The 22,912-nt window shown below is 63.4% G+C and carries 21 protein-coding genes and 1 pseudogene; 11 read left to right on the forward strand and 11 right to left on the reverse strand.

Annotated features, from left to right (window positions below; genetic code table 11):
- Positions 1-72 precede the first annotated feature (72 nt).
- Genes NP534_RS03710 through lptM form a run of 6 tightly spaced genes read right to left on the reverse strand, consistent with a single transcriptional unit; the run spans position 73 to position 4,695 of the window.
- Positions 73-768, reverse strand: a complete 696-nt coding sequence (locus tag NP534_RS03710) for an HAD family hydrolase (protein ID WP_274097812.1) — start codon at positions 766-768, stop codon at positions 73-75.
- On the reverse strand, positions 765-1,664 hold the full coding sequence (gene xerC, locus NP534_RS03715) for a tyrosine recombinase XerC (protein ID WP_033702222.1): 900 nt from the start codon (positions 1,662-1,664) through the stop codon (positions 765-767). The genes NP534_RS03710 and xerC overlap by 4 nt, the downstream gene beginning before the upstream one ends.
- Positions 1,664-2,374: a DUF484 family protein gene (locus NP534_RS03720; protein WP_033702220.1), complete on the reverse strand. Its 711-nt coding sequence runs from the start codon at positions 2,372-2,374 to the stop codon at positions 1,664-1,666. Before NP534_RS03720 ends, xerC begins: the two co-directional genes overlap by 1 nt.
- Positions 2,375-2,387: 13 nt before the next feature.
- The gene (gene dapF / locus NP534_RS03725) at positions 2,388-3,218 is read right to left on the reverse strand and encodes a diaminopimelate epimerase (protein ID WP_274097813.1); all 831 of its coding nucleotides are present in this window, start codon (positions 3,216-3,218) and stop codon (positions 2,388-2,390) included.
- A gap of 4 nt (positions 3,219-3,222) precedes the next feature.
- Complete coding sequence (gene lysA / locus NP534_RS03730; RefSeq protein WP_033702216.1) at positions 3,223-4,470, reverse strand: diaminopimelate decarboxylase; 1,248 nt, start codon at positions 4,468-4,470, stop codon at positions 3,223-3,225.
- A gap of 9 nt (positions 4,471-4,479) precedes the next feature.
- Positions 4,480-4,695 carry an LPS translocon maturation chaperone LptM gene (lptM, locus tag NP534_RS03735; RefSeq protein WP_033702214.1) on the reverse strand — a complete coding sequence of 72 codons (216 nt, stop codon included), beginning with the start codon at positions 4,693-4,695 and terminating at the stop codon, positions 4,480-4,482.
- Positions 4,696-4,886: 191 nt separating this feature from the next.
- Between lptM and cyaY the strand changes: the two genes are divergently transcribed.
- The 3 genes from cyaY (at position 4,887) to rnk (ending at position 5,976) form a co-directional block, all read left to right on the forward strand.
- The gene (gene cyaY / locus NP534_RS03740) at positions 4,887-5,219 is read left to right on the forward strand and encodes an iron donor protein CyaY (protein WP_274097814.1); all 333 of its coding nucleotides are present in this window, start codon (positions 4,887-4,889) and stop codon (positions 5,217-5,219) included.
- A gap of 1 nt (position 5,220) precedes the next feature.
- Entirely contained in the window at positions 5,221-5,433 is a 213-nt protein-coding gene (locus NP534_RS03745) for a DUF1289 domain-containing protein (protein ID WP_095063924.1), read from the forward strand.
- A gap of 132 nt (positions 5,434-5,565) precedes the next feature.
- On the forward strand, positions 5,566-5,976 hold the full coding sequence (gene rnk, locus NP534_RS03750) for a nucleoside diphosphate kinase regulator (RefSeq protein ID WP_033702208.1): 411 nt from the start codon (positions 5,566-5,568) through the stop codon (positions 5,974-5,976).
- Positions 5,977-6,007: 31 nt separating this feature from the next.
- On the opposite strand, the gene NP534_RS03755 is transcribed toward rnk, so the two are convergent.
- Positions 6,008-8,863, reverse strand: coding sequence for a class I adenylate cyclase (locus NP534_RS03755; protein WP_274097815.1), 2,856 nt, complete (start codon positions 8,861-8,863; stop codon positions 6,008-6,010).
- Positions 8,864-9,061: 198 nt separating this feature from the next.
- Here NP534_RS03755 and NP534_RS03760 point away from each other — a divergent pair, with 198 nt between their 5' ends.
- A complete protein-coding gene (locus tag NP534_RS03760; protein WP_033702205.1) occupies positions 9,062-9,517 on the forward strand; it encodes a YaiI/YqxD family protein in 456 nt (151 codons plus the stop codon).
- A gap of 93 nt (positions 9,518-9,610) precedes the next feature.
- Here the strand turns inward: NP534_RS03760 and elbB are convergent, their stop codons facing one another.
- On the reverse strand, positions 9,611-10,279 hold the full coding sequence (elbB, locus tag NP534_RS03765; protein ID WP_274097816.1) for an isoprenoid biosynthesis glyoxalase ElbB: 669 nt from the start codon (positions 10,277-10,279) through the stop codon (positions 9,611-9,613).
- Between the two features lie 112 nt (positions 10,280-10,391).
- On the opposite strand from elbB, the pseudogene NP534_RS03770 reads away from it, so the two are divergent.
- Positions 10,392-11,018, forward strand: a pseudogene (locus NP534_RS03770) (sterol desaturase family protein); the annotation flags it as partial.
- 501 nt (positions 11,019-11,519) lie between these two features.
- Here NP534_RS03770 and NP534_RS03775 read toward each other — a convergent pair.
- Positions 11,520-12,164 (reverse strand): DedA family protein, encoded by a 645-nt coding sequence (locus NP534_RS03775; protein ID WP_274097817.1) that lies wholly within the window; start codon positions 12,162-12,164, stop codon positions 11,520-11,522.
- 216 nt (positions 12,165-12,380) lie between these two features.
- On the opposite strand from NP534_RS03775, the gene ppk1 reads away from it, so the two are divergent.
- Positions 12,381-14,630, forward strand: coding sequence for a polyphosphate kinase 1 (ppk1, locus tag NP534_RS03780; protein WP_033702202.1), 2,250 nt, complete (start codon positions 12,381-12,383; stop codon positions 14,628-14,630).
- Here the strand turns inward: ppk1 and ppx are convergent.
- Positions 14,617-16,119 (reverse strand): exopolyphosphatase, encoded by a 1,503-nt coding sequence (gene ppx, locus NP534_RS03785; protein WP_033702200.1) that lies wholly within the window; start codon positions 16,117-16,119, stop codon positions 14,617-14,619. The two genes, ppk1 and ppx, sit on opposite strands and share 14 nt — an antisense overlap.
- Positions 16,120-16,364: 245 nt before the next feature.
- Here ppx and trxA point away from each other — a divergent pair, with 245 nt between their 5' ends.
- The 5 genes from trxA (at position 16,365) to NP534_RS03810 (ending at position 21,704) form a co-directional block, all read left to right on the forward strand.
- Positions 16,365-16,694, forward strand: a complete 330-nt coding sequence (gene trxA / locus NP534_RS03790; RefSeq protein ID WP_033702198.1) for a thioredoxin TrxA — start codon at positions 16,365-16,367, stop codon at positions 16,692-16,694.
- Between the two features lie 228 nt (positions 16,695-16,922).
- The gene (gene rho / locus NP534_RS03795; RefSeq protein WP_003253661.1) at positions 16,923-18,182 is read left to right on the forward strand and encodes a transcription termination factor Rho; all 1,260 of its coding nucleotides are present in this window, start codon (positions 16,923-16,925) and stop codon (positions 18,180-18,182) included.
- Between the two features lie 190 nt (positions 18,183-18,372).
- The gene (gene ubiD, locus NP534_RS03800; protein ID WP_033702193.1) at positions 18,373-19,839 is read left to right on the forward strand and encodes a 4-hydroxy-3-polyprenylbenzoate decarboxylase; all 1,467 of its coding nucleotides are present in this window, start codon (positions 18,373-18,375) and stop codon (positions 19,837-19,839) included.
- Positions 19,839-20,807, forward strand: coding sequence for a CDP-6-deoxy-delta-3,4-glucoseen reductase (locus NP534_RS03805; protein WP_047582091.1), 969 nt, complete (start codon positions 19,839-19,841; stop codon positions 20,805-20,807). The genes ubiD and NP534_RS03805 overlap by 1 nt, the downstream gene beginning before the upstream one ends.
- A 246-nt stretch (positions 20,808-21,053) precedes the next feature.
- A complete protein-coding gene (locus tag NP534_RS03810) occupies positions 21,054-21,704 on the forward strand; it encodes a gamma-glutamylcyclotransferase (RefSeq protein ID WP_274097818.1) in 651 nt (216 codons plus the stop codon).
- A 91-nt stretch (positions 21,705-21,795) separates the two neighbouring features.
- Here the strand turns inward: NP534_RS03810 and NP534_RS03815 are convergent, their stop codons facing one another.
- Complete coding sequence (locus NP534_RS03815; protein WP_274097819.1) at positions 21,796-22,773, reverse strand: NADPH:quinone oxidoreductase family protein; 978 nt, start codon at positions 22,771-22,773, stop codon at positions 21,796-21,798.
- Positions 22,774-22,912 lie beyond the last annotated feature (139 nt).

The raw sequence follows: 22,912 nt of genomic DNA on the forward strand, positions 1-22,912 counted from the left end.
TTCCGACCGGTCCGGCGCCCCGGCAAGGCCGCTCCTACACAGGTCAGTGCGGCGTTGAGAAGGTATCGGCTGTCAGCGCCAGCGTGCTATCACTTCAGGCAATTGCGAGAGGCGCTGAATCTCTGCATCCGGAGCCCGCTCACCGGCCCAGGGCTTGCCTTGGGGGTTGAACCACACGGCACGCAACCCAGCACGCTGGGCGCCGGCGATATCATCGCCTGGGTGGTCACCCACATGCACTGCCGCGCCAGCGTCGACCTCGCCGCGTTTCAGTGCCTCGAGGAACGGCGCCGGGTCCGGCTTGCCGATCCCCAGGTCCTCGGCGCACAGGGCGAAGCGGAAGTAGTCCGCCAGGCCCAGGCGGCTCACATCGGCATTGCCGTTGGTGACCACGCCCAGGGTGTATTGATGGCGCAGGATTTCCAGCACAGGCTGCACCTCAGGGAAAATTTCCACCTGGTGCCGGGCATGCAGGAACACTTCAAAGCCTTCGTTGGCGAGCGCCTGGGCGTGCTTTTCGCTGTAACCGACCTCTTCCAGGGCATGGCACAGCACCCGCCTACGCAAGGCGCTGATACGGTGCTTGAGGCCCGGTTCGGCCTGCACCAGGCGCTCTCGGATGGTGAACAGGTGCTCGACCGGTACGCCGCCCAGGATCGGTGCGTTGGCTTCGAGCCAGTCGCGCAGGACGACTTCAGCGCTGGCAATGACCGGCGCGGTGTCCCACAAGGTGTCATCGAGGTCGAAGGTGATCAGCTTGATGCTCATGAGTCTGTGCCTTTGCTGCGTTTGGCCCGAGGGTGGGCGCTGTCGTACACCGCGGCCAGGTGCTGGAAGTCCAGGTGGGTGTAGATCTGCGTGGTGCTGATGTCGGCATGGCCGAGCATCTCTTGCACCGCACGCAGGTCCTGGGACGATTCCAGCACATGGCTGGCGAAGGAATGGCGAAGCATGTGCGGATGCAGGTGCTGGCCCAGCTCGCGCTCGCCGGCAGCCTTCACGCGCATCTGGATGGCCCGCGGGCTCAGGCGATTGCCCTGGCGGGTAATGAACACGGCGCTGTCGCGCGGGCCGCCGATGCCGCGCAGGCGCAACCAGGCCTGCAGCGCCTCGCGTGCCTTGCGCCCGACCGGCAGCACGCGTGCCTTGCCACCCTTGCCAAGCACCTGCACCAGCCCGGCGGCAAGGTCGAGGTATTCGAGGTCCAGGCCGGTCAGCTCGGACAGGCGCAGGCCTGACGAATAGAACAGTTCGAGGATGGCCTGGTCGCGCCGGGCAATGAAGTCGTCGTCGACACCGCCGTCGAGCAGTTGCAGGGCACGGTCGGTATCCAGCGTCTTGGGCAGGCGCCGTTCGCCCTTGGGCGCAGACAGGCCGTTGGCCGGGTCGTGCTGGCACAGCCCTTCACGGTTCAGGTAACGGTACAGCCCGCGTACCGCTGAAAGCAGGCGCGCCAGGCTGCGCGAGGACTGCCCCTGATGGTGCTGACGGGCGATCAGTTGGCGCAGTTGCTGGATTTGCAACGCTTGCCAGCCGGCAATGCCGTGTTCGTTACAGTAGGCGACGACCTTGTCGAGGTCGCGGCGATAGGCCAGCAGGGTGTGTTCGGACACCTGGCGCTCATTGCGCAGGTGCGCGCAATAAGCTTCCAGCTGGCGGTCCATCAGCGCACCTGGCGCAAGGTCTGGGTCACGCGCGGGACGACGCGGCCGAGCACTTCGGCAATGTAGCCGAGGAACAGCGTGCCGACGCTGCTCTTGTAGTGCTGCGGGTCGCGGCTGCCGATTGCCAGTACACCGTGCAGCCCTTGATATTCGAGGGCTGCAACGGCGCTGGAACCGACCTCGCGACGCTCTTCTTCACCAAACAGGAAGGCCAGTTCGTGTTCGCGCAGGTTGCCGCTGACGGTCTTGCCGCCCCCCAGCAGGCCACCGATGGCCTGGTGTGCCTCGGCATTGCTGACCCAGCGGCCGACCGGGGCGACGTTATCGCCGAACAGAATCAGGCTGACGAAGGGCACCTGAAACTCCTGGCGCAGGCTGTCTTCGACCGCCATCACCACTTCTTCCAGGCTGCCGGCATCGAGCAGGTCGAGGATCAGCCGGCGGGTCTTGTCGAACAGCCGGTCGTTGTCACGCGCCACGTCCATCAGTTGCGACAGGCGATGGCGCATCTCGATGTTGCGATCGCGCAGCAGCTTGAGCTGACGCTCCACCAGCGACACGCTGTCGCCGCGCTGGTGGGGAATGCGCTGCTCGACCAGCAACTCGTCGTGTTCGGCGAAGAAGGTCGGGTGGGCACGCAGGTACGCGACCACCGCCTCGGCATCGAGGTCACTGGACTGCTGGGGTACAACCTTGGGCTGATCGGTCATGGCGGTTACTCACTTAGAGACGAACCTGTCCTTCGTAGACGCGTACGGCCGGGCCGGTCATCAACACGGGCTTGCCGGGGCCGGCCCATTCGATGTGCAGGCGGCCACCCGGCAGGTCGAGGCTTACCGGTGAGTCCATCCAGCCCTGGCTGATAGCCGCCACGGCCGCGGCGCAGGCGCCGGTGCCGCAGGCCTGGGTCTCGCCCGCGCCGCGTTCCCAGACCCGCAGGTTGGCACGGTGACGGTCGATGACCTGGATGAAACCAGCGTTGACCCGCTGCGGGAAGCGCGGATGGTTTTCGATCTTCGGGCCCAGTGCGTGCACGGGCGCGGAATGCACGTCATCGACACGCAGCACGGCATGTGGGTTGCCCATGGACACTGCGGCAATCGAATAGACCTCGCCGTCGACTTCCAGTGGGTAACTCAGTGCCTGCTCGTCGGCGACGAAGGGGATTTCGGCCGGCACCAGGCGCGGAGGGCCCATGTCGACACTCACCTGGCCGTCGTTCTGCACGTCCAGTTCGATGATGCCGCTTTTGGTTTCCACGCGGATGCGTTTTTTCGCGGTCAGGCGTTTGTCCAGCACGAAGCGGGCGAAGCAGCGCGCGCCGTTGCCGCACTGCTCGACCTCGGAGCCGTCGGCGTTGAAGATCCGGTAGCGGAAGTCCACTTCCGGATTATTCGGCGCCTCGACGATCAGCAGCTGGTCGAAACCGATGCCGGTATGGCGGTCGCCCCATTGCTTGGCATGCTTGGGCTGGATATGTGCGTGCTGGCTGACCAGGTCGAGGACCATGAAGTCGTTGCCCAGCCCATGCATCTTGGTGAAACGCAGCAGCATGGGCTCACTCCGGCAGCAGGCTTTCGCCAGCATACAGTTCGGCGATGGTCTCGCGGCGGCGCACTTCAAATGCCTGGTCACCGTCGACCAGGATTTCGGCGCAGCGGCCACGGGTGTTGTAGTTCGAGCTCATGACAAAACCATAGGCGCCGGCAGACTGCACGGCCAGCAGATCGCCTTCGGCCAGGTTCAGCTCGCGGTCCTTGGCGATGAAGTCGCCGGTTTCGCAGATCGGCCCGACCAGGTCATAGGCACGGCCCTGGCCTTCGCGTGGGGTGACCGCGCTGACGCCCATCCAGGCCTGGTACAGGGCCGGGCGGATCAGGTCGTTCATCGCCGCATCGATGATGGCGAAGTCCTTGTGTTCGGTGTGCTTTAGGTACTCGACGCGGGTCAGCAGGACACCGGCGTTGGCCACGATGTAGCGGCCTGGCTCGAACACCAGGGCCAGGTCGCGGTCGCCGACGCGCTCGCGGATGGCCTTGATGTAGTCGGCCACCAAGGGCGGCTCTTCATCGCGGTAGCGCACGCCCACGCCGCCACCCAGGTCCAGGTGGCGCAAGTGGATGCCGCAGTCGGCGAGGCGGTCGACCAGGTCCAGCAGGCGGTCGAGGGCATCGAGGAACGGCTCGACGGTGGTCAGCTGCGAGCCGATGTGGCAGTCGACACCGACCACGTCCAGGTTCGGCAGCTGCGCGGCGCGCACGTAGATCGCTTCGGCGTCGGCGATGGCGATGCCGAACTTGTTTTCTTTGAGGCCGGTGGAGATGTACGGGTGGGTACCGGCATCGACGTCCGGGTTGACCCGCAGCGAGACCGGGGCGACTTTGCCCATCTCGGCGGCCACCACTTGCAGGCGCTCGAGCTCGTCGGTGGACTCGACGTTGAAGCAGTGCACGCCGACTTCCAGGGCGCGGCGCATGTCTTCGCGGGTTTTGCCGACACCCGAGAACACCACGCGATCCGCGCGCCCGCCAGCAGCCAGGACGCGCTCCAGTTCACCGCCGGAGACGATGTCGAAGCCTGCGCCCAGGCGCGCCAGGACGTTCAGCACACCCAGGTTGGAGTTGGCCTTGACGGCAAAGCAGACCAGGCTGGAAATACCGTCCAGCGCGTCGGCATAGCTGCGGTACTGGGCCTCGATGTGGGCGCGCGAGTACACGTAGGTGGGGGTGCCGAAGCGTTCGGCGATGGCCGACAGGGCCACGCCTTCCGCGAACAGTTCACCGTCGCGGTAGTTGAAAGCGTTCATCTGATTTCCTTACTGCGCTGGCGACTGCTCGGGCTCGGATTGCAGCTCGGGCTGCTGTTCTTGCGTCTGGGCCGGCTTGGCTTTGGGCTGGTGCTGGTGCGATTTGCGGGTGTCCTTGCCGTCCTTGCCGTCTTCCGGCAGGTACAGGGGGCCTTTCTGGCCGCAGGCAGAAACGAGGCAGGCAACAGCGACCAGCGCCGCGAGGGAGGAAATCAGGCGCTTCATTGGGTGAAATCCTTTGAAATATGCAGTATTGCGCCCGAGTATACCGAGCGACCGGCGGATTGCCTATGCAAGGGCCGGTCCGCTGGGCGGGCTATTCTTACCGCCTTCAATGGCTAATCTTTGCATTCAGCGCCAAGCGCCCGTATCTTGCCCGGCTTGCCTGTCACGCAGCCAATTTCGAGGTTCCTGCAATGAGTTTGAGCGAAGCGCGTTTCCATGATCTGGTCGACGCGACCCAACAGGCGCTGGAAGACCTGTTCGACGAGAGCGACTTGGACCTGGACATGGAAAACTCCGCCGGCGTCCTGACCATCAAGTTCGACAACGGCAGCCAGCTGATCTTCAGCCGTCAGGAGCCGCTGCGCCAGTTGTGGCTGGCTGACAAGTCCGGGGGTTTCCACTTCGACTACGATGAAGAGAGCAAGAAGTGGACCTGCGAGAAGACCGACGAGCTGCTCGGCGAGATGCTGGAACGCATCGTCTGGGAGCGCGCCGGCGAGAAGCTGGACTTCGACGAGATCTGAGATGAGTGAGCAGCCCCGGCCGCCCAAGCCGCTTTACAGCAATGTCAGCACCGCCGTGAAATCGCCGTGCATCAGTGTCTGCCGCCTGGACGAGCAGCGCGTCTGCACCGGCTGTCATCGCCATGTGGAGCACATCCGCGAATGGCGCTCTGCAGATGACCAGCGGCGCCGGCAGATCTGCCAGGAAGCCGAGGCCTTGCGCGCGCGGGCTTGAGTATTTGCCCGGCTGTGGTAGTGTCGGGTTATGCGTCGGTGACGCCAAAGCATTCACAAACCCCGCCCTTGGGCGGGGTTTTGCTTTATTTGCCCACAGAAAACCGCCTGTTCAATGGAGTCTGACTGGATCATGAGCACCAAGCCTTCCCTCACCCTCACCCGATTGGACGTACAACGTCTGGAGCGTCTGATCGACAGCCTCGACGAAAGTACGCCGGGTGTGCTCGCCCTGCAGGACGAGCTGGACCGCGCCGAGAAGGTGGTCGGTCATGAGGAAGTACCGGCCGGCGTGGTGACCATGAACTCGCGCGTGCACTGCCGTGAAGAGGCCAGTGGCAAGGATTACCACCTTACCCTGGTGTATCCAAAGGATGCCGGCGGCGAAGGCAAGGTCTCGATCCTGGCGCCAATTGGTTGCGCATTGCTGGGCCTGACGGTGGGCGAGCAGATCGACTGGCCGGCGCCCGGCGGCAAGACGCTGAAACTGAAGCTGGTGGCGGTTGAGTACCAACCGGAAGCGGCGGGTGATTTCGATTTGTGAGCCTTTGGGGGCGCAAAGCGCCCCCAACTATTCAGAAGCCCAGCGCCTGCACCTGCTCCAACCCCTCGTTCAACGCCTGCTCCAGCTCCCGCTTGTAGCGCAGATACAACACGGTCGCCCCCAGCTCGTCCCCCAGTAGCTCGGACAAATCCAGGTCGGTGATGTAGCAGCGGTAATGCCCGGCATTGCGCCGTTGGCCGACGATCTGCCGCGCGACCACTGCGTACAGCTGATCACCATGATCCAGCTCGGAAAACTCCTGTTGGTCACAGTACAAGGTGACCTGCACGGCGCCCGCTGCCCCAGCCTGAATGATGGCCTGGACCTCATAGAAAGGCTGGTCGCTGCCGTCCACCGGCGCCAGGCGCGGCTCGATGCTGCGGGCCTTGCCTGTGCCTGAAGGCAGCAACTGCCCATAGCGGATATCCAGCGAAGCCGCCCCCAGGCTGTCGAGCGGCAGTTGCGCATCGCGGCGCATCAGTACCGAGCGCAGAAAGCGTTGCAGCGGCTGCAGCAAGTGGGCTTCGTCCTGCAGTGGCAGGCGCTGCTGCCACAACGCATTGTACTCATCCAGTACATACAGGTCGGCCCAATCACCCAGCAGGCGATAGAACACCTGGATGCAAGCGGGCCGGCCGTGCTCCAGTACCAGTGGCAGGTCGTGGTCCTGCAGGGCATTGGCGTCCAGGTGCAGCGGGCTGTAGACGCTGCGCTCTTCGCTCAGGCAGTCCAGCACGGCCTCGTGGTCGCCCAGGGTCGCCAGGCTGACCTGGCCGGGCAGAAGCTCCAGCACATGGGTGTGCTGGGCCACCTGCAGCACATAGCGGTGGTTGGCACCCTGGTCGAGCAGCCGTTGCACCGTGGCGAAAATGTCCTCGACCCGCTGTTCGATGGCCTGCGCGCGGTTGTGGCAAAAGCAGCGCACCCGCAGCCGGGGGCGATGGCCGCGCTGGCCGAGGTTGTTGAGGTAGTCGCGCAGGCAGCGCAGCAGCGCGTGCTCGCCGTCGTAGCGCTGCACCAGCACCTCGCTCCAGCTGTTGAGGGTGACCTGGTCCAGCGTTAGCACCAGGTTTTCGCGAACGCCGGCGTAGCTCAACGAGTCGGTGCGCTCGGTGGTCATCAGGATGTTCAGGTCGCGGTGGTGGCGCAGTGGGTCGACACCGACGTTGACCAGCAACAGGATGTCGTCGGCCACGCTGGGCTGCAGCAGGCGGACTTCGCTGACGGTGGGCAACGGCAGGTCGATGGCCTGCTGCAGGCTGCCCAGCAGGTTGAACAGTTCGAGCTCTCTGAGATCGCTGGCGCCAGGGTGCAGGGCGAAGCGCGTGCTGCTGTCGATCACGCCGTTGCGATGGGCCCAGGTCAGCAGTTCGAGCAGTTCGCGGCAGCGTTTGATCGGGCTGAAGTGCTCCACTTCGTGGGTGCTCAGGTTGCCTGTGTACAGTTCCCAGTGATGGCTGCCGGGCTCCTTGCGATTGGGGGCCTGGACCAGGGTGAGGGTGCCCTCGGCCAGGTCCGGGGCAATCCCAGGGTTGATCACCTCGGTCTTGCCAGCACGGCGTTCGAACGCGGCATACAGGCGCCGCCCCAGCACATTGAGGTCACGCTGATCGGCGCGGCTGCTGGCGTTGCGGGTCTGGGCGAACTGGCTGAGGAAGCGGTAGCTGTGGTTCAGTTCGGCCACCAGTTCGCGGCGCTCCACGGCCACCTGGCCGACTTTCCATTGGCTGCGGCTATCGAGCACGGCCAGTTGGCGCTCGTCCCAGCCCCATTCGTCTGCCAGGCGCTGCAGCAGCTGGCGCTGCCAACCGTTGCCGCGCACCTGGCCGCTGAGTTTCTTGTTCACCTTCAGGTACAGGCTGCGCCTTACCCGTTCGAGGCGTACCGGCTCGCCGCGTTGGTGCAGGTACTGCTCGATGCGCCGGTAGACCATCACGTAGGGGTCCAGCGCGTCGAGGTCGAGCTGGTTGGCGAACACCGCTTGCTTGTAGTCCAGGCTCAGGCAGCGTACGGCGGGGTGCTCACTGGCGTAGGCTTCGGTCAACAGCAGCTTGAGCAGCGATTTGTAAGGCGAGTCGATGCCCTTGAACAGCTGCCACAGCCCGGCACCGACGAACTCGCCGGGCGGGATATGCGCCAGGTTGCCAAGGTCGAGCACGTCCTGGCTGCGGATGAAGCGCTTGCTGAGCAAGGTCTGGGTGTAGGCCCTGTAGTTGTGCTCTTCATACACCGGCACCAGCCACCACAGGGGCGTGCGCCCGGCCAGCCAGATGGCGGTGCGATAGAACTCGTCGAGCAGCAGGTAATGCTGGGTGGTGCCACAGTCGTCGGAGCCGAGCTGGCCGTCCCGCTCGCCTTGGGCAAAGCCTTGCGGGTCGATCAAGAAGAAGTGTGCCTCGGCCCCCAGGCTGGCGGCCCAGGTTTCCAGCAGCTGGCATTTGCGCCGAAGCTCGTCCAGCTGGCTGTCGCCCAGGTCAGGCGCGTGGCAGACCCAGAAGTCCATGTCGCTGAGTTCTGCCTGGGCCAGGGAGCCAAGGCTGCCCATCAGAAACAGCCCATGGATCGGGCGCGGTGCGTGCCCCTGGCGAGCCTTGTAGGCAAACGAGCGAGCCAGGCGCTGGGCTTCGGCGACCAATTCTGCGCCAGGCTCGAAGCCGGCCACCCCGGCAGGGGTGCTGCCCGAGACATAACCGGGCAGCAGCGGGTGATTGACTTGGAACAGCAGCGGCAACAACGTCAGTACTTGCTGCTGGCGCGTCGACAGCCCCTCCCTCGCACGCTGCAAACGGCCTTGATTGAGCTGCAGGAACCGCGCCCGTAATGTCGCCAGGACCTTGCGGTCGATGCCTTCGTCCAGGTCGGGGCGGATTTCGTGGGGGTGGTTCATTGCACACTCGGGGCAGGCCAGTGGGGCTGCGGCGAGTTTAGCCTGAGTGACGCACTCGGATAAGCGCTAAATGGATCGTTGGCGCCATTTTTCAAGCGCCGGCGTGCCTTGTGCAGGCCAGGCAGCTCCAGCTTTTGCCACGCTTCGGGCATGATATGAGGCATGAGCGTAGTCTCGCTGATTTAGAGGTGTTTCCCGATGCGTGTATGGATCGATGCCGACGCCTGCCCCAAGCCGGCCAAGGACTTGATCGTCAAGTTTGCCCTCAAGCGCAAACTCGAGGTGGTGATGGTGGCGGGCCAGGCGCAAAGCAAGCCGGCCTTTGCCTGTGTGCGGCTGATCGTGGTGCCCAGCGGCATGGATGCGGCTGATGATTACCTGGTCGACAACGCCGCGCCTGGCGAACTGGTGATCTGCAGCGACGTGCCCCTGGCCGATCGGCTGGTCAAGAAAGGTGTGGCGGCGCTGGACCCGCGAGGGCGTGAGTTTGACGAGCGCAACATGGGTGATCGGCTGGCGGCGCGCAACCTGTTCACCGAATTGCGCGAGCAGGGGCAGGTTGGAGGAGGGCAGGCGCCTTACGGCGAGCGGGAGAAACAGGCGTTCGCCAATGCGCTGGACCGCATCATCGCGCGCTTGTCCAAGGGCCCCTGACGCGCGAGCGCGGGTTTTGGTCTTTGTAGGAGCGGCCTTGCCGGTCCGGCGCCCCGGCAAGGCCGCTCCTACAAAGAGGGTGCAGGCCGGGGGTTACTGGTCGTTCTCGTGGGTCAGTTCCAGCACGCGATCCACCAGCTTGTAGATCCCGCCCGCCGCCTCGCTGATTGACTTGGCCACCATGTATGCCGGGGTCGTCACCAGCTTGCGCTGGGTGTCTTCGACGATATCGTGCACATCGCATTCTTCATGCTTACCGCCCATTTTTTCCACTGCAGCAGCGGTGCCGGCATCGTTGCCGATGGTGCAGACCACGCCCGGGCCATAGATTTTCGCTGCCAGCGCTGGCGAGATGCAGATCAGCCCGACCGGCTTGCAGGCGTCGGCAAAGGCTTCGGCCAGGGCCAGCACGTCCGGGTTGACGCTGCAGTTGGCGCCTTCGACGGCAAAGTTGGACAGGTTTTTTGCCGCGCCAAAACCACCGGGCACGATCAGTGCGTCGAAGTCTTCGGCATTGGCTTCGCGGATGTCCTTGACCTCACCGCGGGCGATACGCGCCGACTCCACCAGTACATTGCGCGATTCGGGCATTGGCTCGCCGGTCAGGTGATCGATCACATGCATCTGCGCGATGTTTGGCGCAAAGCACTGCACCTGCGCCCCGCGCTGGTCGAGGCGCAGCAGGGTGATCACGCTTTCGTGGATTTCGGCGCCGTCATACACGCCACAGCCTGAAAGAATCACCGCTACTTTTTTTGTCATGCTCATTACTCCAGTGTCGAGGCGCTAAATGTCCTCTAGTTTGGCAGATGTAGCCATAGGGGTTCCCGCAGTCGCGGCCTAATCTTGGTGGATAACGCCTGAGGTCGTTGCCATGGACCTGATACTGCTGGCCGTGCCGTTCTTCTTCGTATTGATTGCCGCGGAGCTGGTCGCCGACCGCGTGCGCGGCCTGCGCAATTTCACCTTGGCCGACTCGATCAACAGCCTGAGTACGGGCGTCTTGTCGACCAGTACCGGCCTGCTGACCAAAGGTGTAGGGCTGGTGACCTATGCCCTGGCCTGGGAGCACCTGGCGTTGTTGCGCCTGCCGCACCAGGCGTGGTGGGTGTGGGTGCTGGCCTTTGTGCTGTACGACTTCTGCTACTACTGGCTGCATCGCCTGGGGCATGAGCGCAACGTGCTGTGGGCAGCCCATTCGGTGCACCACCAGAGCGAGGAGTACAACCTCACCACGGCGCTGCGCCAGACCAGCAGCGGGTTCATCTTTTCGTGGGTCTTCTACCTGCCGTTGGCGCTGATCGGCGTGCCGCCGCTGGTATTCATCACCGTGGCGTCGCTGAACCTGCTGTACCAGTTCTGGGTGCATACCCGGCACATTCCCAAGCTTGGCTGGCTCGAGTGGATACTGATCACGCCATCCAACCATCGCGTCCACCATGCGCAAAATCCTGTTTACTTGGATCGCAATTACGGCGGCGTGTTCATTCTCTGGGACCGCCTGTTCGGCACCTTCAAGGAAGAAGACCCGGCCGAGCCGGTGGTATTCGGGGTGACCACGCCACTCGCCAGCTGGAACCCGCTGTGGGCCAACCTGCAGTTCTATGCCCAGCTGTGGAGCGATGCACGGCGTACCCAGCGCGTGTGGGACAAGCTGCGGATCTGGTTCATGCCCACGGGTTGGCGCCCGGCCGATGTCGCGGCGCGCTATCCGCAGGCCAAGCCGGACCTGGCGCTGTTTCGCAAGTTCGAGGTTGCCCTGGGGCGGGCGGCGCAGGCCTACGTAGCGGCGCAGTTCGTCGTCTATGTGGCCGTGGGCAGCTACTTGATGGAGGTGGCAGAGCGCGTGCCGAGCGCCGCCCTGGTACTGGGCTGGTCGGTCATGGCCGTGGGCCTGTTCGTGCTCGGCACGCTGCTTGAGAATCGGCCGTGGGCCAGGCGCCTGGAGTGGCTGCGGTTGCTGTCGAATGCGCCAGCGCTGTACCTGGCTGGCGCACTGGGTTTAGCGGTGATCACGCCGCTGGGGTGGTTCCTGCTCCTGGTCTACAGCCTGCTCAGCGTCTGCGGCCTGGCCCAGTGCGGCCGCCTTGCGCTCGGCGCGCATGGTGCGAAAGCGCCGGCGCAGCCAGAGCAGGGCGCCAAGCAACAGCAGGCCGCCGAGCACCCATAGCTCGTATCGCTTCACATTACCCAGCAGGCCTTCGAGGATAGCGCCGAAGTGGTAGGCCGCAGCACCCAGGGCCAATGCCCAGATGGCGGCGCCGAGGCCGTTGAGCAGCAGGTAGCGGCGCGGCGGGTAGCCCGACAGGCCAATGGCCACCGGCATGACCGTGCGCAGGCCATAGACGAAGCGAAAACTCAGCACCCAGATGTCGGGGTGGCGGCGGATGTGGTCCAGCGCCCGATCACCCATGGCCTGCCAGCGCGGCTTGCGTGCCAGGATCTTGCGCCCATGGCGACGGCCCATGAAGTACCACAGTTGGTCGCCAGCATAGCTGCCCAGGAAGGCCACCAGGCACACCAGCTTGATGTCCATGTAGCCGCGGAACGCGAGAAAACCCGCAAGCACCAGGATGGTCTCGCCTTCAAAGAAGGTGCCTAGAAAAAGGGCGAAGTAGCCGAAATCCTGCAGGAATTGTTGAAGCATTTTCTGAGGTGCTGGCGAAATGAACGCGCAGCCTACCCCTTCGCGCGCGTGGATGAAAGTGTCCAAATGTGTCTCGACGTGAACATTTCCTACAAGGACAATGCCTTCGGCCACAAGTCGCAGGCTTGCCAGTGGGTGTAACACAGGCGTCATAATGGCCGCTTATCGTCCCGCTCAATTGATGATAGGGCGTTATCGTCCTCCAGGAACGTCCAGATGAATAATGAAGTGCTCACCCCTGTCGCGATCAAGGACGCCCAGGCAGTCCCCGAAGAGATGGTGCAGACCCCGCCAGACCTGCCGCCGGCGCCAGAGCCCGAGCCAGAACCTGCGCCGGTGGTCGAGGCTGCGGCACCGGCCCCTGCGCCGGCACCAGCGATCGCCGTCCCCGGCCTTGACGACAGCAGCCTGTACATTCATCGCGAGCTGTCGCAGCTGCAGTTCAACATTCGGGTACTGGAGCAGGCGCTGGACGAGAGCTACCCGCTGCTCGAACGCCTGAAATTCCTGCTGATCTTCTCCAGCAACCTCGACGAGTTCTTCGAGATCCGCGTCGCTGGCCTCAAGAAGCAGATCAACTTCGCCCGCGAACAGGCCGGTGCCGACGGGCTGCAGCCGCACCAGGCGCTGGCGCGCATCAGCGAGCTGGTGCACTCCGAGGTGGACCGTCAGTACGCCATCCTCAACGATGTGCTGCTGCCGGAGCTGGAAAAGCACCACATCCGCTTCATCCGCCGCCGTCACTGGACGCCCAAGCTCAAGACCTGGGTGCGGCGCTTCTTCCGCGACGAGATCGCCCCGATCATCACCCCGATCGGCCTCGACCCGACCCACCCGTTCCCTTTGCTGGTGAACAAGAGCCTCAACTTCATCGTCGAGCTCGAAGGCGTCGATGCCTTCGGCCGCGACTCGGGCCTGGCGATCATCCCGGCGCCGCGCCTGTTGCCGCGGGTCATCCGGGTGCCTGAAGAGGTCGGTGGCCCGGGTGCCAACTACGTGTTCCTGTCGTCGATGATTCACGCTCACGCCGACGACCTGTTCCAGGGCATGAAGGTCAAAGGCTGCTACCAGTTCCGCCTGACCCGCAACGCCGACCTGGCGCTGGACTCCGAAGAGGTCGACGACTTGGCTCGCGCCCTTCGCGGCGAGTTGTTCTCGCGCCGCTATGGTGACGCCGTGCGCCTCGAGGTGGCTGATACCTGCCCGAAACACCTCTCGGATTACCTGCTAAAACAGTTCAGCCTGAGCGAGAGCGAGCTGTACCAGGTCAACGGCCCGGTCAACCTTACCCGCCTGTTCAGCATCACCGGCCTCGACAGCCACCCGCAGCTGCAATACACGCCGTTCACCCCGGCGATCCCCAAGCTGCTGGTGAACGCTGACAACATCTTCAGCGTGATCAGCAAGCAGGACATCCTGCTGATGCACCCGTTCGAGTCCTTCACGCCGGTGGTCGACCTGCTGCGCCAGGCCGCCAAGGACCCGCACGTACTCGCCGTGCGCCAGACCCTGTACCGCTCCGGTGCCAACTCGGAGATCGTCGACGCGCTGGTGGACGCTGCCCGTAACGGCAAGGAGGTCACTGCGGTGATCGAATTGCGCGCGCGCTTCGACGAAGAGTCCAACTTGCAGATGGCCAGCCGCCTGCAAGCCGCGGGTGCGGTGGTGATCTACGGTGTGGTCGGGTTCAAGACCCACGCCAAGATGATGTTGATCCTGCGCCGCGAGCACGGTGAAATCGTGCGTTATGCGCACCTGGGCACCGGTAACTACCACGCTGGCAACGCCCGTCTGTACACCGACTACAGCCTGCTGACGTCCGACGACGCCCTGACCGAGGACGTCGGCAAGTTGTTCAGCCAGTTGATCGGCATGGGCAAGACCCTGCGCATGAAGAAGCTGCTGCACGCGCCGTTCACCCTGAAGAAGGGCATGCTCGACATGATTGCGCGCGAGACCCAGTTCGCGCTCGAAGGCAAGCCTGCGCACATCATCGCCAAGTTCAACTCGCTGACCGACGCCAAGGTCATCAAGGCGCTGTACAAGGCCAGCCAGTCCGGCGTGCGCATCGACCTGGTGGTGCGCGGCATGTGCTGCCTGCGGCCAGGCATTGCGGGGGTCTCGCACAACATTCACGTGCGCTCGATCATCGGCCGCTTCCTGGAGCACACCCGGGTGTTCTACTTCCTCAATGGCGGCGAGGAGCAGATCTACCTGTCCAGTGCCGACTGGATGGAGCGCAACCTCGACAAGCGCGTCGAGACGTGCTTCCCCGTCGAAGGCAAGAAGCTGTTGCTGCGGGTGAAGAAGGAGCTGGAAAGCTACCTGACTGACAACACCCATGCCTGGACGCTGCAGTCGGACGGGCGCTACGTGCGCAGCACCCCGACCGGCAACCAGAACCCGCGCAGTGCCCAGGCGACCCTGCTGGAGCGCCTGAGCAACCCGGTGCTCAACGTACGCTGAGGACGAAGCCGACCCGGGCCAGCCACTCTGCCTCGTTGGCGAAGTCGGCCTGGGTCAGCTGGTGTTGCTCCAGCCAACCCTGCGGGAAGACCACTTCGAGGCTGTTGTCGCCGGCTTGCAGCTGCACTTTCGGCATCTGTTGAGTACCACGAATGTGGTGGAACAGGATGGCGAAGCGCAGCAGCACGCACAGGCGAATCAGCTGCACGCCTTCATCGCCGAACTCGGCGAATTTGTCTCTGGGGATGTTGCGGCGATGGCCGCGCACCAGCAGGGCCATCATCTGCTGGTCCTCGCGGGAGAAGCCCGACAGGTCGGAATGTTCGATCAGGTAGGCGCCATGCTTGTGGTAGTGGTAGTGGGCAATGTCCAGCCCAACTTCGTGCACTTTCGCCGCCCACCCCAGAAGATCGCGCCAATTGCCATCTTCCAGCTTCCAGGCTTTGGCCACTTGGTCGAAGGCATGCAATGCCTTGCGCTCGACGCGTGCGGCCTGGCCTTGGTCAACGTGGTAGCGCTCCATCAATGAGTTGAGGGTGCGCTCGCGCACGTCTTCGTGATGATGGCGACCAAGCAGGTCGAACAGCACGCCTTCGCGCAGGGCGCCGTCGCAGTGATCCATGCGTTGTAGCTCGAGGGCATCGAAGATCGCCTCGAGAATCGCAAGGCCTGCCGGGAAGATGGTGCGCCGGTCTGGCTTGACCCCGTCGAAGTCGATCTTGTCGACCTCACCCAGCTTGAACAGCTTGCGTTTGACCCATGCCAGCCCCTCGGCGTTGACCTCGCCATTGCCCAGGCCACTGGCCTTGATGGCTGCGCCGATGGCGCGAATGGTGCCGGACGAGCCGATGGCTTCGTCCCAGGTCAGGCGGTGCAGGGCGTTTTCGATGCTCATCAGTTCCAGGCGTGCGGCGGTGTAGGCCTGGGCATAGCGCGCCGGGGTGATCTTGCCGTCGCGGAAGTAGCGCTGGGTGAAGCTGACGCAGCCCATCTGCAGGCTCTCGCGCAGCAGCGGCTCGAAACGCTGGCCGATGATGAACTCGGTACTGCCGCCGCCAATGTCGGCGACCAGGCGCTTGCCCGGGTTGTCGGCCAGGGTGTGGGAGACGCCCAGGTAGATCAGGCGGGCTTCCTCACGGCCGGAAATCACCTCCACCGGGTGGCCGAGAATGGCCTCGGCGCGCTGGATGAATTCGTTACGGTTGCGCGCTTCGCGCAGTGCGTTGGTGCCAACGATGCGCACGGCGCCCGCAGGCAGGCCGTTGATCAACTGGGCGAAGCGCTTGAGGCAATCGAGGCCTCTTTGCATGGCTTCTTCGCTGAGCTTGCGCTCTTCGTCGATGCCGGCGGCCAGCTGAACCTTTTCCCCCAGCCGTTCGAGAATGCGGATCTCGGTGTGGTGGGCCTTGGCCACGACCATGTGAAAACTGTTGGAGCCAAGGTCGATGGCGGCGATCAGAGACAGGTTCTTCGCGTTGGTATGCGGCATGATCTGGATGTTCTCGGTCGTTAACCTGGCAATCGTGCCACGATACGGGGCTGTCGCCAACGCGTGGCACGCCAAGGCTTGATGCAAGGCAATGTGCCATTCGATGTTATGACACACGTATGACAGTTTTCGATTCGCGGCGTCTTGCACAACTATAGTTACACTCAATCGTCTGTGACTTCCTGTAGCCAGCCTCTGCGGCTATCATGGGTCACGTTTTTTTGCTTACGACCCTGGAGATATCCATGAGCAGCGATCTGATCAAACACGTCACCGACGCGGACTTCGAAGCCACCGTACTGCAGGCTCAAGGCCCGGTGCTGGTCGACTACTGGGCTGAATGGTGCGGCCCATGCAAAATGATCGCTCCAGTCCTGGACGACATCGCCAGCACTTACGAGGGCAAACTGACCGTCGCCAAGCTGAACATCGACGAGAACCAGGAAACCCCCGCCAAGCACGGCGTGCGTGGCATCCCGACGCTGATGTTGTTCAAGAACGGCAACGTCGAGGCCACCAAGGTCGGCGCACTGTCCAAATCGCAGCTGGCCGCGTTCCTCGACGCCCACCTGTGATGTGAAAAAGCCCCGGAAAAACCGGGGCTTTTCTTTTCCAACCCACTAGACGTCGAAAAAAGCAAGTGTTACATTCGGCCTCGCACTGCTTCTCCAGTGCCCCCTGCACGCCGTCGCCGACGCACTCCTAATTAGAATCTGTGCGCGATCCTATCGCCTTCTAGCGGCGCGGCTTCATTAAGCCAGAAGCTTAATCCTCCCTTCATACATGATTACGTCACTCCCCTTATGAACCTGACTGAACTCAAGCAAAAGCCGATTACCGATCTGCTGGAAATGGCCGAACAGATGGGCATCGAAAACATGGCCCGTTCGCGCAAACAGGACGTGATTTTCGCCCTGCTGAAAAAGCACGCGAAAAGCGGCGAAGAGATCTCGGGTGACGGCGTGCTGGAGATTCTCCAGGATGGTTTCGGTTTCCTGCGTTCGGCTGATGCGTCCTACCTGGCCGGCCCCGACGACATCTACGTCTCGCCCAGCCAGATCCGCCGTTTCAACCTGCGTACCGGCGACACCATCGTCGGCAAGATCCGCCCGCCGAAGGAAGGGGAGCGTTACTTCGCCCTGCTGAAGGTCGACACGATCAACTTCGATCGCCCTGAAAACGCGAAGAACAAGATCCTGTTCGAAAACCTGACGCCGCTGTTCCCCAACAAGCGTCTGAAGATGGAAGCCGGCAACGGTTCCACCGAAGACCTGACCGGCCGTGTCATCGACCTGTGCGCCCCGATTGGCAAAGGCCAGCGTGGCCTGATCGTCGCCCCGCCGAAAGCGGGTAAAACGATCATGCTGCAGAACATCGCGGCGAACATCACCCGGAACAACCCCGAGTGCCACCTGATCGTCCTGCTGATCGACGAGCGCCCGGAAGAAGTGACCGAAATGCAGCGCACCGTGCGCGGCGAAGTGGTTGCCTCGACCTTCGACGAGCCGCCGACCCGCCACGTGCAGGTTGCCGAAATGGTGATCGAGAAGGCCAAGCGCCTGGTCGAGCACAAGAAGGATGTGGTCATCCTGCTCGACTCCATCACCCGCCTGGCGCGTGCCTACAACACCGTGATCCCGAGCTCCGGCAAGGTCCTCACCGGTGGTGTCGACGCCCATGCCCTGGAGAAGCCGAAGCGCTTCTTCGGTGCCGCGCGTAACATCGAGGAAGGCGGTTCGCTGACCATCATCGCCACCGCGCTGGTTGAAACCGGCTCGAAGATGGACGAAGTGATCTACGAAGAGTTCAAGGGTACCGGCAACATGGAGCTGCCCCTGGACCGTCGCATCGCCGAGAAGCGTGTGTTCCCGGCCATCAACATCAACCGCTCCGGCACCCGCCGCGAAGAGCTGCTGACTGCCGACGACGAACTGCAGCGCATGTGGATCCTGCGCAAGCTGCTGCACCCGATGGACGAAATCGCCGCCATCGAGTTCCTGGTCGACAAGCTCAAGCAGACCAAGACCAACGACGAGTTCTTCTTGTCGATGAAGCGCAAGTAAGCTTCGCTGCATCATACAAAAAGCCGGGGAAACCCGGCTTTTTGCTGCTTGTCACAAAAGATCGTTAGCCAGCCCCCTGAACGCAGGCCAGTCGGTGAGACTGTGCGCGGCCCAGACTCCCTTGGCCATTTTGCCCTCTTAGGCGCTACACTCTGCACCCCGACCGATACGGCCAACACGAGGCTCCTGCATGCAGTATCGCGACTTGCGCGACTTCATCCGTGGCCTGGAACAGCGCGGCGAACTCAAGCGCATCCAGGTTCCGATTTCTCCCGTCCTGGAAATGACCGAGGTCTGCGACCGCACCCTGCGTGCCAAGGGCCCGGCGTTGCTGTTCGAGAAGCCCACCGGCTACGACATCCCGGTGCTGGGCAACCTGTTCGGTACGCCAGAACGGGTGGCCATGGGCATGGGCGCCGAGTCGGTCGAAGAACTGCGCGAAATCGGCAAGTTGCTGGCCTTTCTCAAGGAGCCCGAGCCGCCGAAGGGCCTGAAGGACGCCTGGTCGAAACTGCCGATCTTCAAGAAGGTTGTGTCGATGGCGCCCAAGGTGGTCAAGGATGCCGTGTGCCAGGAGGTGGTGGTCGAGGGTGACGACGTTGACCTCGGCCAGCTGCCGATCCAGCATTGCTGGCCAGGCGATGTGGCGCCGCTGATCACCTGGGGCCTGACCGTGACCCGCGGCCCCAACAAGGACCGCCAGAACCTGGGCATCTACCGCCAGCAGGTCATCGGCCGCAACAAGGTCATCATGCGCTGGCTGAGCCACCGCGGTGGCGCGCTGGACTACCGCGAATGGTGCGAGAAGCACCCCGGCCAGCCGTTCCCGGTTGCCGTGGCGCTGGGCGCAGACCCGGCGACCATTCTTGGGGCGGTGACGCCCGTGCCGGATACCCTGTCCGAGTACGCCTTCGCCGGCCTGCTGCGTGGCAACCGCACCGAGCTGGTCAAGTGCCGTGGCAGCAACCTGCAGGTACCGGCCACCGCCGAGATCATCCTCGAAGGGGTGATCCACCCTGGCGAAATGGCGCCCGAAGGCCCCTATGGCGACCACACCGGTTACTACAACGAAGTGGACAGCTTCCCGGTGTTCACGGTCGAGCGCATCACCCACCGGCAGAAACCGATCTACCACAGCACCTACACCGGCCGCCCGCCCGATGAGCCGGCCATTCTCGGGGTGGCGCTGAACGAAGTGTTCGTGCCGATCCTGCAGAAGCAGTTCCCGGAGATCGTCGACTTCTACCTGCCGCCGGAAGGTTGTTCGTACCGCATGGCGGTGGTGACCATGAAAAAGCAGTACCCAGGCCACGCCAAGCGCGTGATGCTGGGGGTGTGGTCGTTCCTGCGACAGTTCATGTACACCAAGTTTGTTATCGTCACCGACGACGACATCAACGCCCGCGACTGGAATGACGTGATCTGGGCCATCACCACGCGCATGGACCCCAAGCGTGATACGGTGATGATCGACAACACCCCGATCGACTACCTGGACTTCGCGTCGCCGGTGTCGGGGTTGGGATCGAAGATGGGCCTGGATGCCACCCACAAGTGGCCGGGCGAGACTACACGCGAATGGGGGCGGGTCATCGTCAAGGACGAAGCCGTCACCCGCCGTATCGATGAGCTGTGGGATCAGTTGGGAATAGATTGATGCAGGTAACGTTGCAGCCGTCCGGGGCAGTGCTGGCGCTCGAACCCGGGGAACGGATCCTGGATGGAGCGCGGCGGCTGGGCTATGACTGCCCCAACAGCTGCCGCAATGGCAATTGCCATGTCTGCGCCGCTTTGCTGGTAGAAGGGAGCGTCCGCCAGAACGGCGAAGTACGCGACCATGGCGAGCTGTTCACCTGCATTGCCGAACCGCTGGAGGATTGCGTGTTGCTCTGGGATGGTGTGCTCGCCCTGGGCGAGCTGCCAGTGCGCAAGCTGGCGTGCAGCGTGAGCGAATGCGTCGACGTCGGTGGCGACGTCTGGCGCGTGCGCCTGCGTGCGCCTGCCGGCAAGCCGCCGCGTTATCACGCCGGGCAGTATCTGATGATCGAGCGTGAAGGCGGCAAGCAGGCGGCGTTCTCCCTGGCCTCGGCCCCCCACGGTGGGCGTGAGCTGGAGCTGCACGTGCTGGCGCGTGAACCCAGCGCACTGCAGTTGATCGAGCAATTGCAGCGCGATCGCCTGGCACGTATCGAACTGCCGTTCGGCGATGCGCACCTGGCCGAGCTGCCAGACGGCCCGCTGGTGCTGATCGCTGCCGGTACGGGGATGGGCCAGATGCACAGCCTGGTCGAGCACTGCCGCGCCCAGGGTTTCAAGCATCCGGTACACCTGTATTGGGGTGTGCGCCGGCCCGAGGATTTCTACCAGATCGAGCACTGGGACCAATGGCAGCACTTGCCTAACCTGTTCCTGCACAAGGTCGTCAGTGACCTGTGCGGGTGGGAAGGCCGGTGCGGCATGCTGCACGAGGCGGTTTGCGAAGACATCGCTGACCTCAATACCGTGCATGTGTATGCCAGCGGCTCGCCCAACATGGTCTATGCCACCCTCGATGCGCTGGTCGAGGCGGGCATGGATGCGCACCGCATGCGCGCGGATGTATTTGCCTACGCGCCGCGTGGCTAATAACCGAAGTTTGAACCACTGGGTATAAGGCGGTAATTGTTACCGCCTTGGCTAATAACTTTCACCCGGCTTGAAACAATGCGCTCCAACCGTCGGAAGTTCGCGTGAAACTTTAGCTGCGGGGCTTGAGTATTGGCCTGTTTATATCCTAAGGTTAATCCAGACACCTTTGGTGCGGGGCGCAGGCCCTGGCACACAGCGACTCTCGCTACGACTGTAGTTCACGGGGAATAATGGCGGCAGCTTATGTCGGCACTTCAACAGTTATCCTGGAATAGTTCTTACCCTCCGGCGCTCGATTTCGGCCAGCAATTGACCCGCGAGCAATTGATCAACTCCATGCACACGACCATGTCACGCCATGAAGGCGGGCCGGTGTGGTTGTTTGCCTATGGCTCGTTGATCTGGCGCCCGGAGTGCAGTTCGGTTGAGCGTCAGCGTGCGCGGGTGCATGGGTATCACCGTGGGCTGTACCTGTGGTCGCACGAGCACCGTGGCACGCCGGAAACACCGGGCCTGGTGTTCGGCCTGGACCGTGGCGGGTCGTGCAGCGGTTTTGCCTATCGGCTGGATGAAAGCAACCTGGATGATTCGCTGATGGCGCTGTGGCAGAGGGAGATGCCTTACCCGGCCTACCGCCCGCACTGGCTCAGTTGCCGGTTGGGGGATGGCAGCAAGGTGCAGGCCTTGGGTTTTGTGCTGGAGCGCCACTTGCCGTGCTATGCGGGGAATCTGCCAGATACGCTGCTCAGCCAGATCCTTGCCAGTGCCAAGGGGCGGTATGGCACCACGCGCGAGTACGTGGAGCAGACCTTGAACGCATTGCGCAGTCACCAGATGCCGGATCGCAACCTGGAGGCGCGGTTCAGGCGCTGCCATAACCTGCGCGAAGTTTGAGCAAGACAGTTGCTCAGGTTCTCTGCGGTCTTCAGGTTGTGGGAGCGGGCTTGCCCCGCGAAGAGGCCGGTGCTGCCAACCTTGTGATGCCTTATCGGGTTAGCACCACCAACTTACCCACCGCCTTCCTCTGTCCCAATTGCTCGATAGCCGCCCCAGCCTCGGCCAGTGGATAAGTCTTCGACACCAACGGTTTCAGCTTGCCTTCGGCATGCCAGGCAAACAGCTGGCTGAAGTTCGCCGCATTGTCCTCCGGCTGACGCTGTGCAAACGCCCCCCAGAACACCCCCAGCACCGCAGCGCCCTTGAGCAGCACCAGGTTCGCCGCCATCTGTGGGATGGTGCCGCTGGCAAAACCGACCACCAGTAACCGTCCATTCCAGGCCAGCCCGCGCACGGCATGGTTGAACAGCTCGCCGCCCACCGGGTCGTAGATCACGTCCGCGCCCTGGCCGCCGGTCAGGCGCTTTATCTCGTCCTTGAGGCTGGCCTGGCTGTAGTCAATCAGCTCGTCGGCCCCGGCAGCCTTGGCCACAGCCAGTTTTTCAGCGCTACTGGCCGCGGCGATCACCCGGGCGCCCATGGCCTTGCCTATTTCCACTGCCGCCAGGCCCACACCGCCAGACGCCCCCAGCACCAGCAGGGTTTCACCGGGCCGCAGTTGGCCGCGCTGCTTGAGAGCATGCATCGAGGTGCCGTAGGTCATGCCAAAGGCGGCAGCGGTCGTGAAGTCCATGCTTTCGGGGATCGGCATCACGTTGTAGAAGGGCACCGCGACCTGCTCGGCGAACGCACCCCAGCCCGTCAGCGCCATGACCCGGTCGCCGACCTTGAACGCCCCGGCCTTTTCGCCGACTGCGGCGACCACGCCCGCTGCTTCGCTGCCCGGGGAAAACGGCAGCGGTGGCTGAAACTGGTATTTACCTTCGATGATCAGGGTGTCCGGGAAGTTGACGCCTGCGGCCTGTACCTCCAGCAGGAGCTCGTTCTTCTTCGGCGCGGGGCTGGCGACGTCTTCCAGTACCAGGTCGCGCGCCGGACCCAGGGTTTTGCACAACACAGCTTTCATCGGGGCTATTCCTTTGCGGGTAATGGCCGATAAGTGTAGGAGGGCCACCTGCCGGGTCAACGAGCATGGCCCACCCTGATGGGCCGGCATAAGCCTGGGCTTGGGTTTGAGCGGTGTGCTGGGTAAGCTGGCGCCAATT

This window comes from Pseudomonas sp. 39004, assembly GCF_028682155.1.
In the GTDB taxonomy this organism is placed as follows: Bacteria; Pseudomonadota; Gammaproteobacteria; order Pseudomonadales; family Pseudomonadaceae; genus Aquipseudomonas; species Aquipseudomonas capeferrum.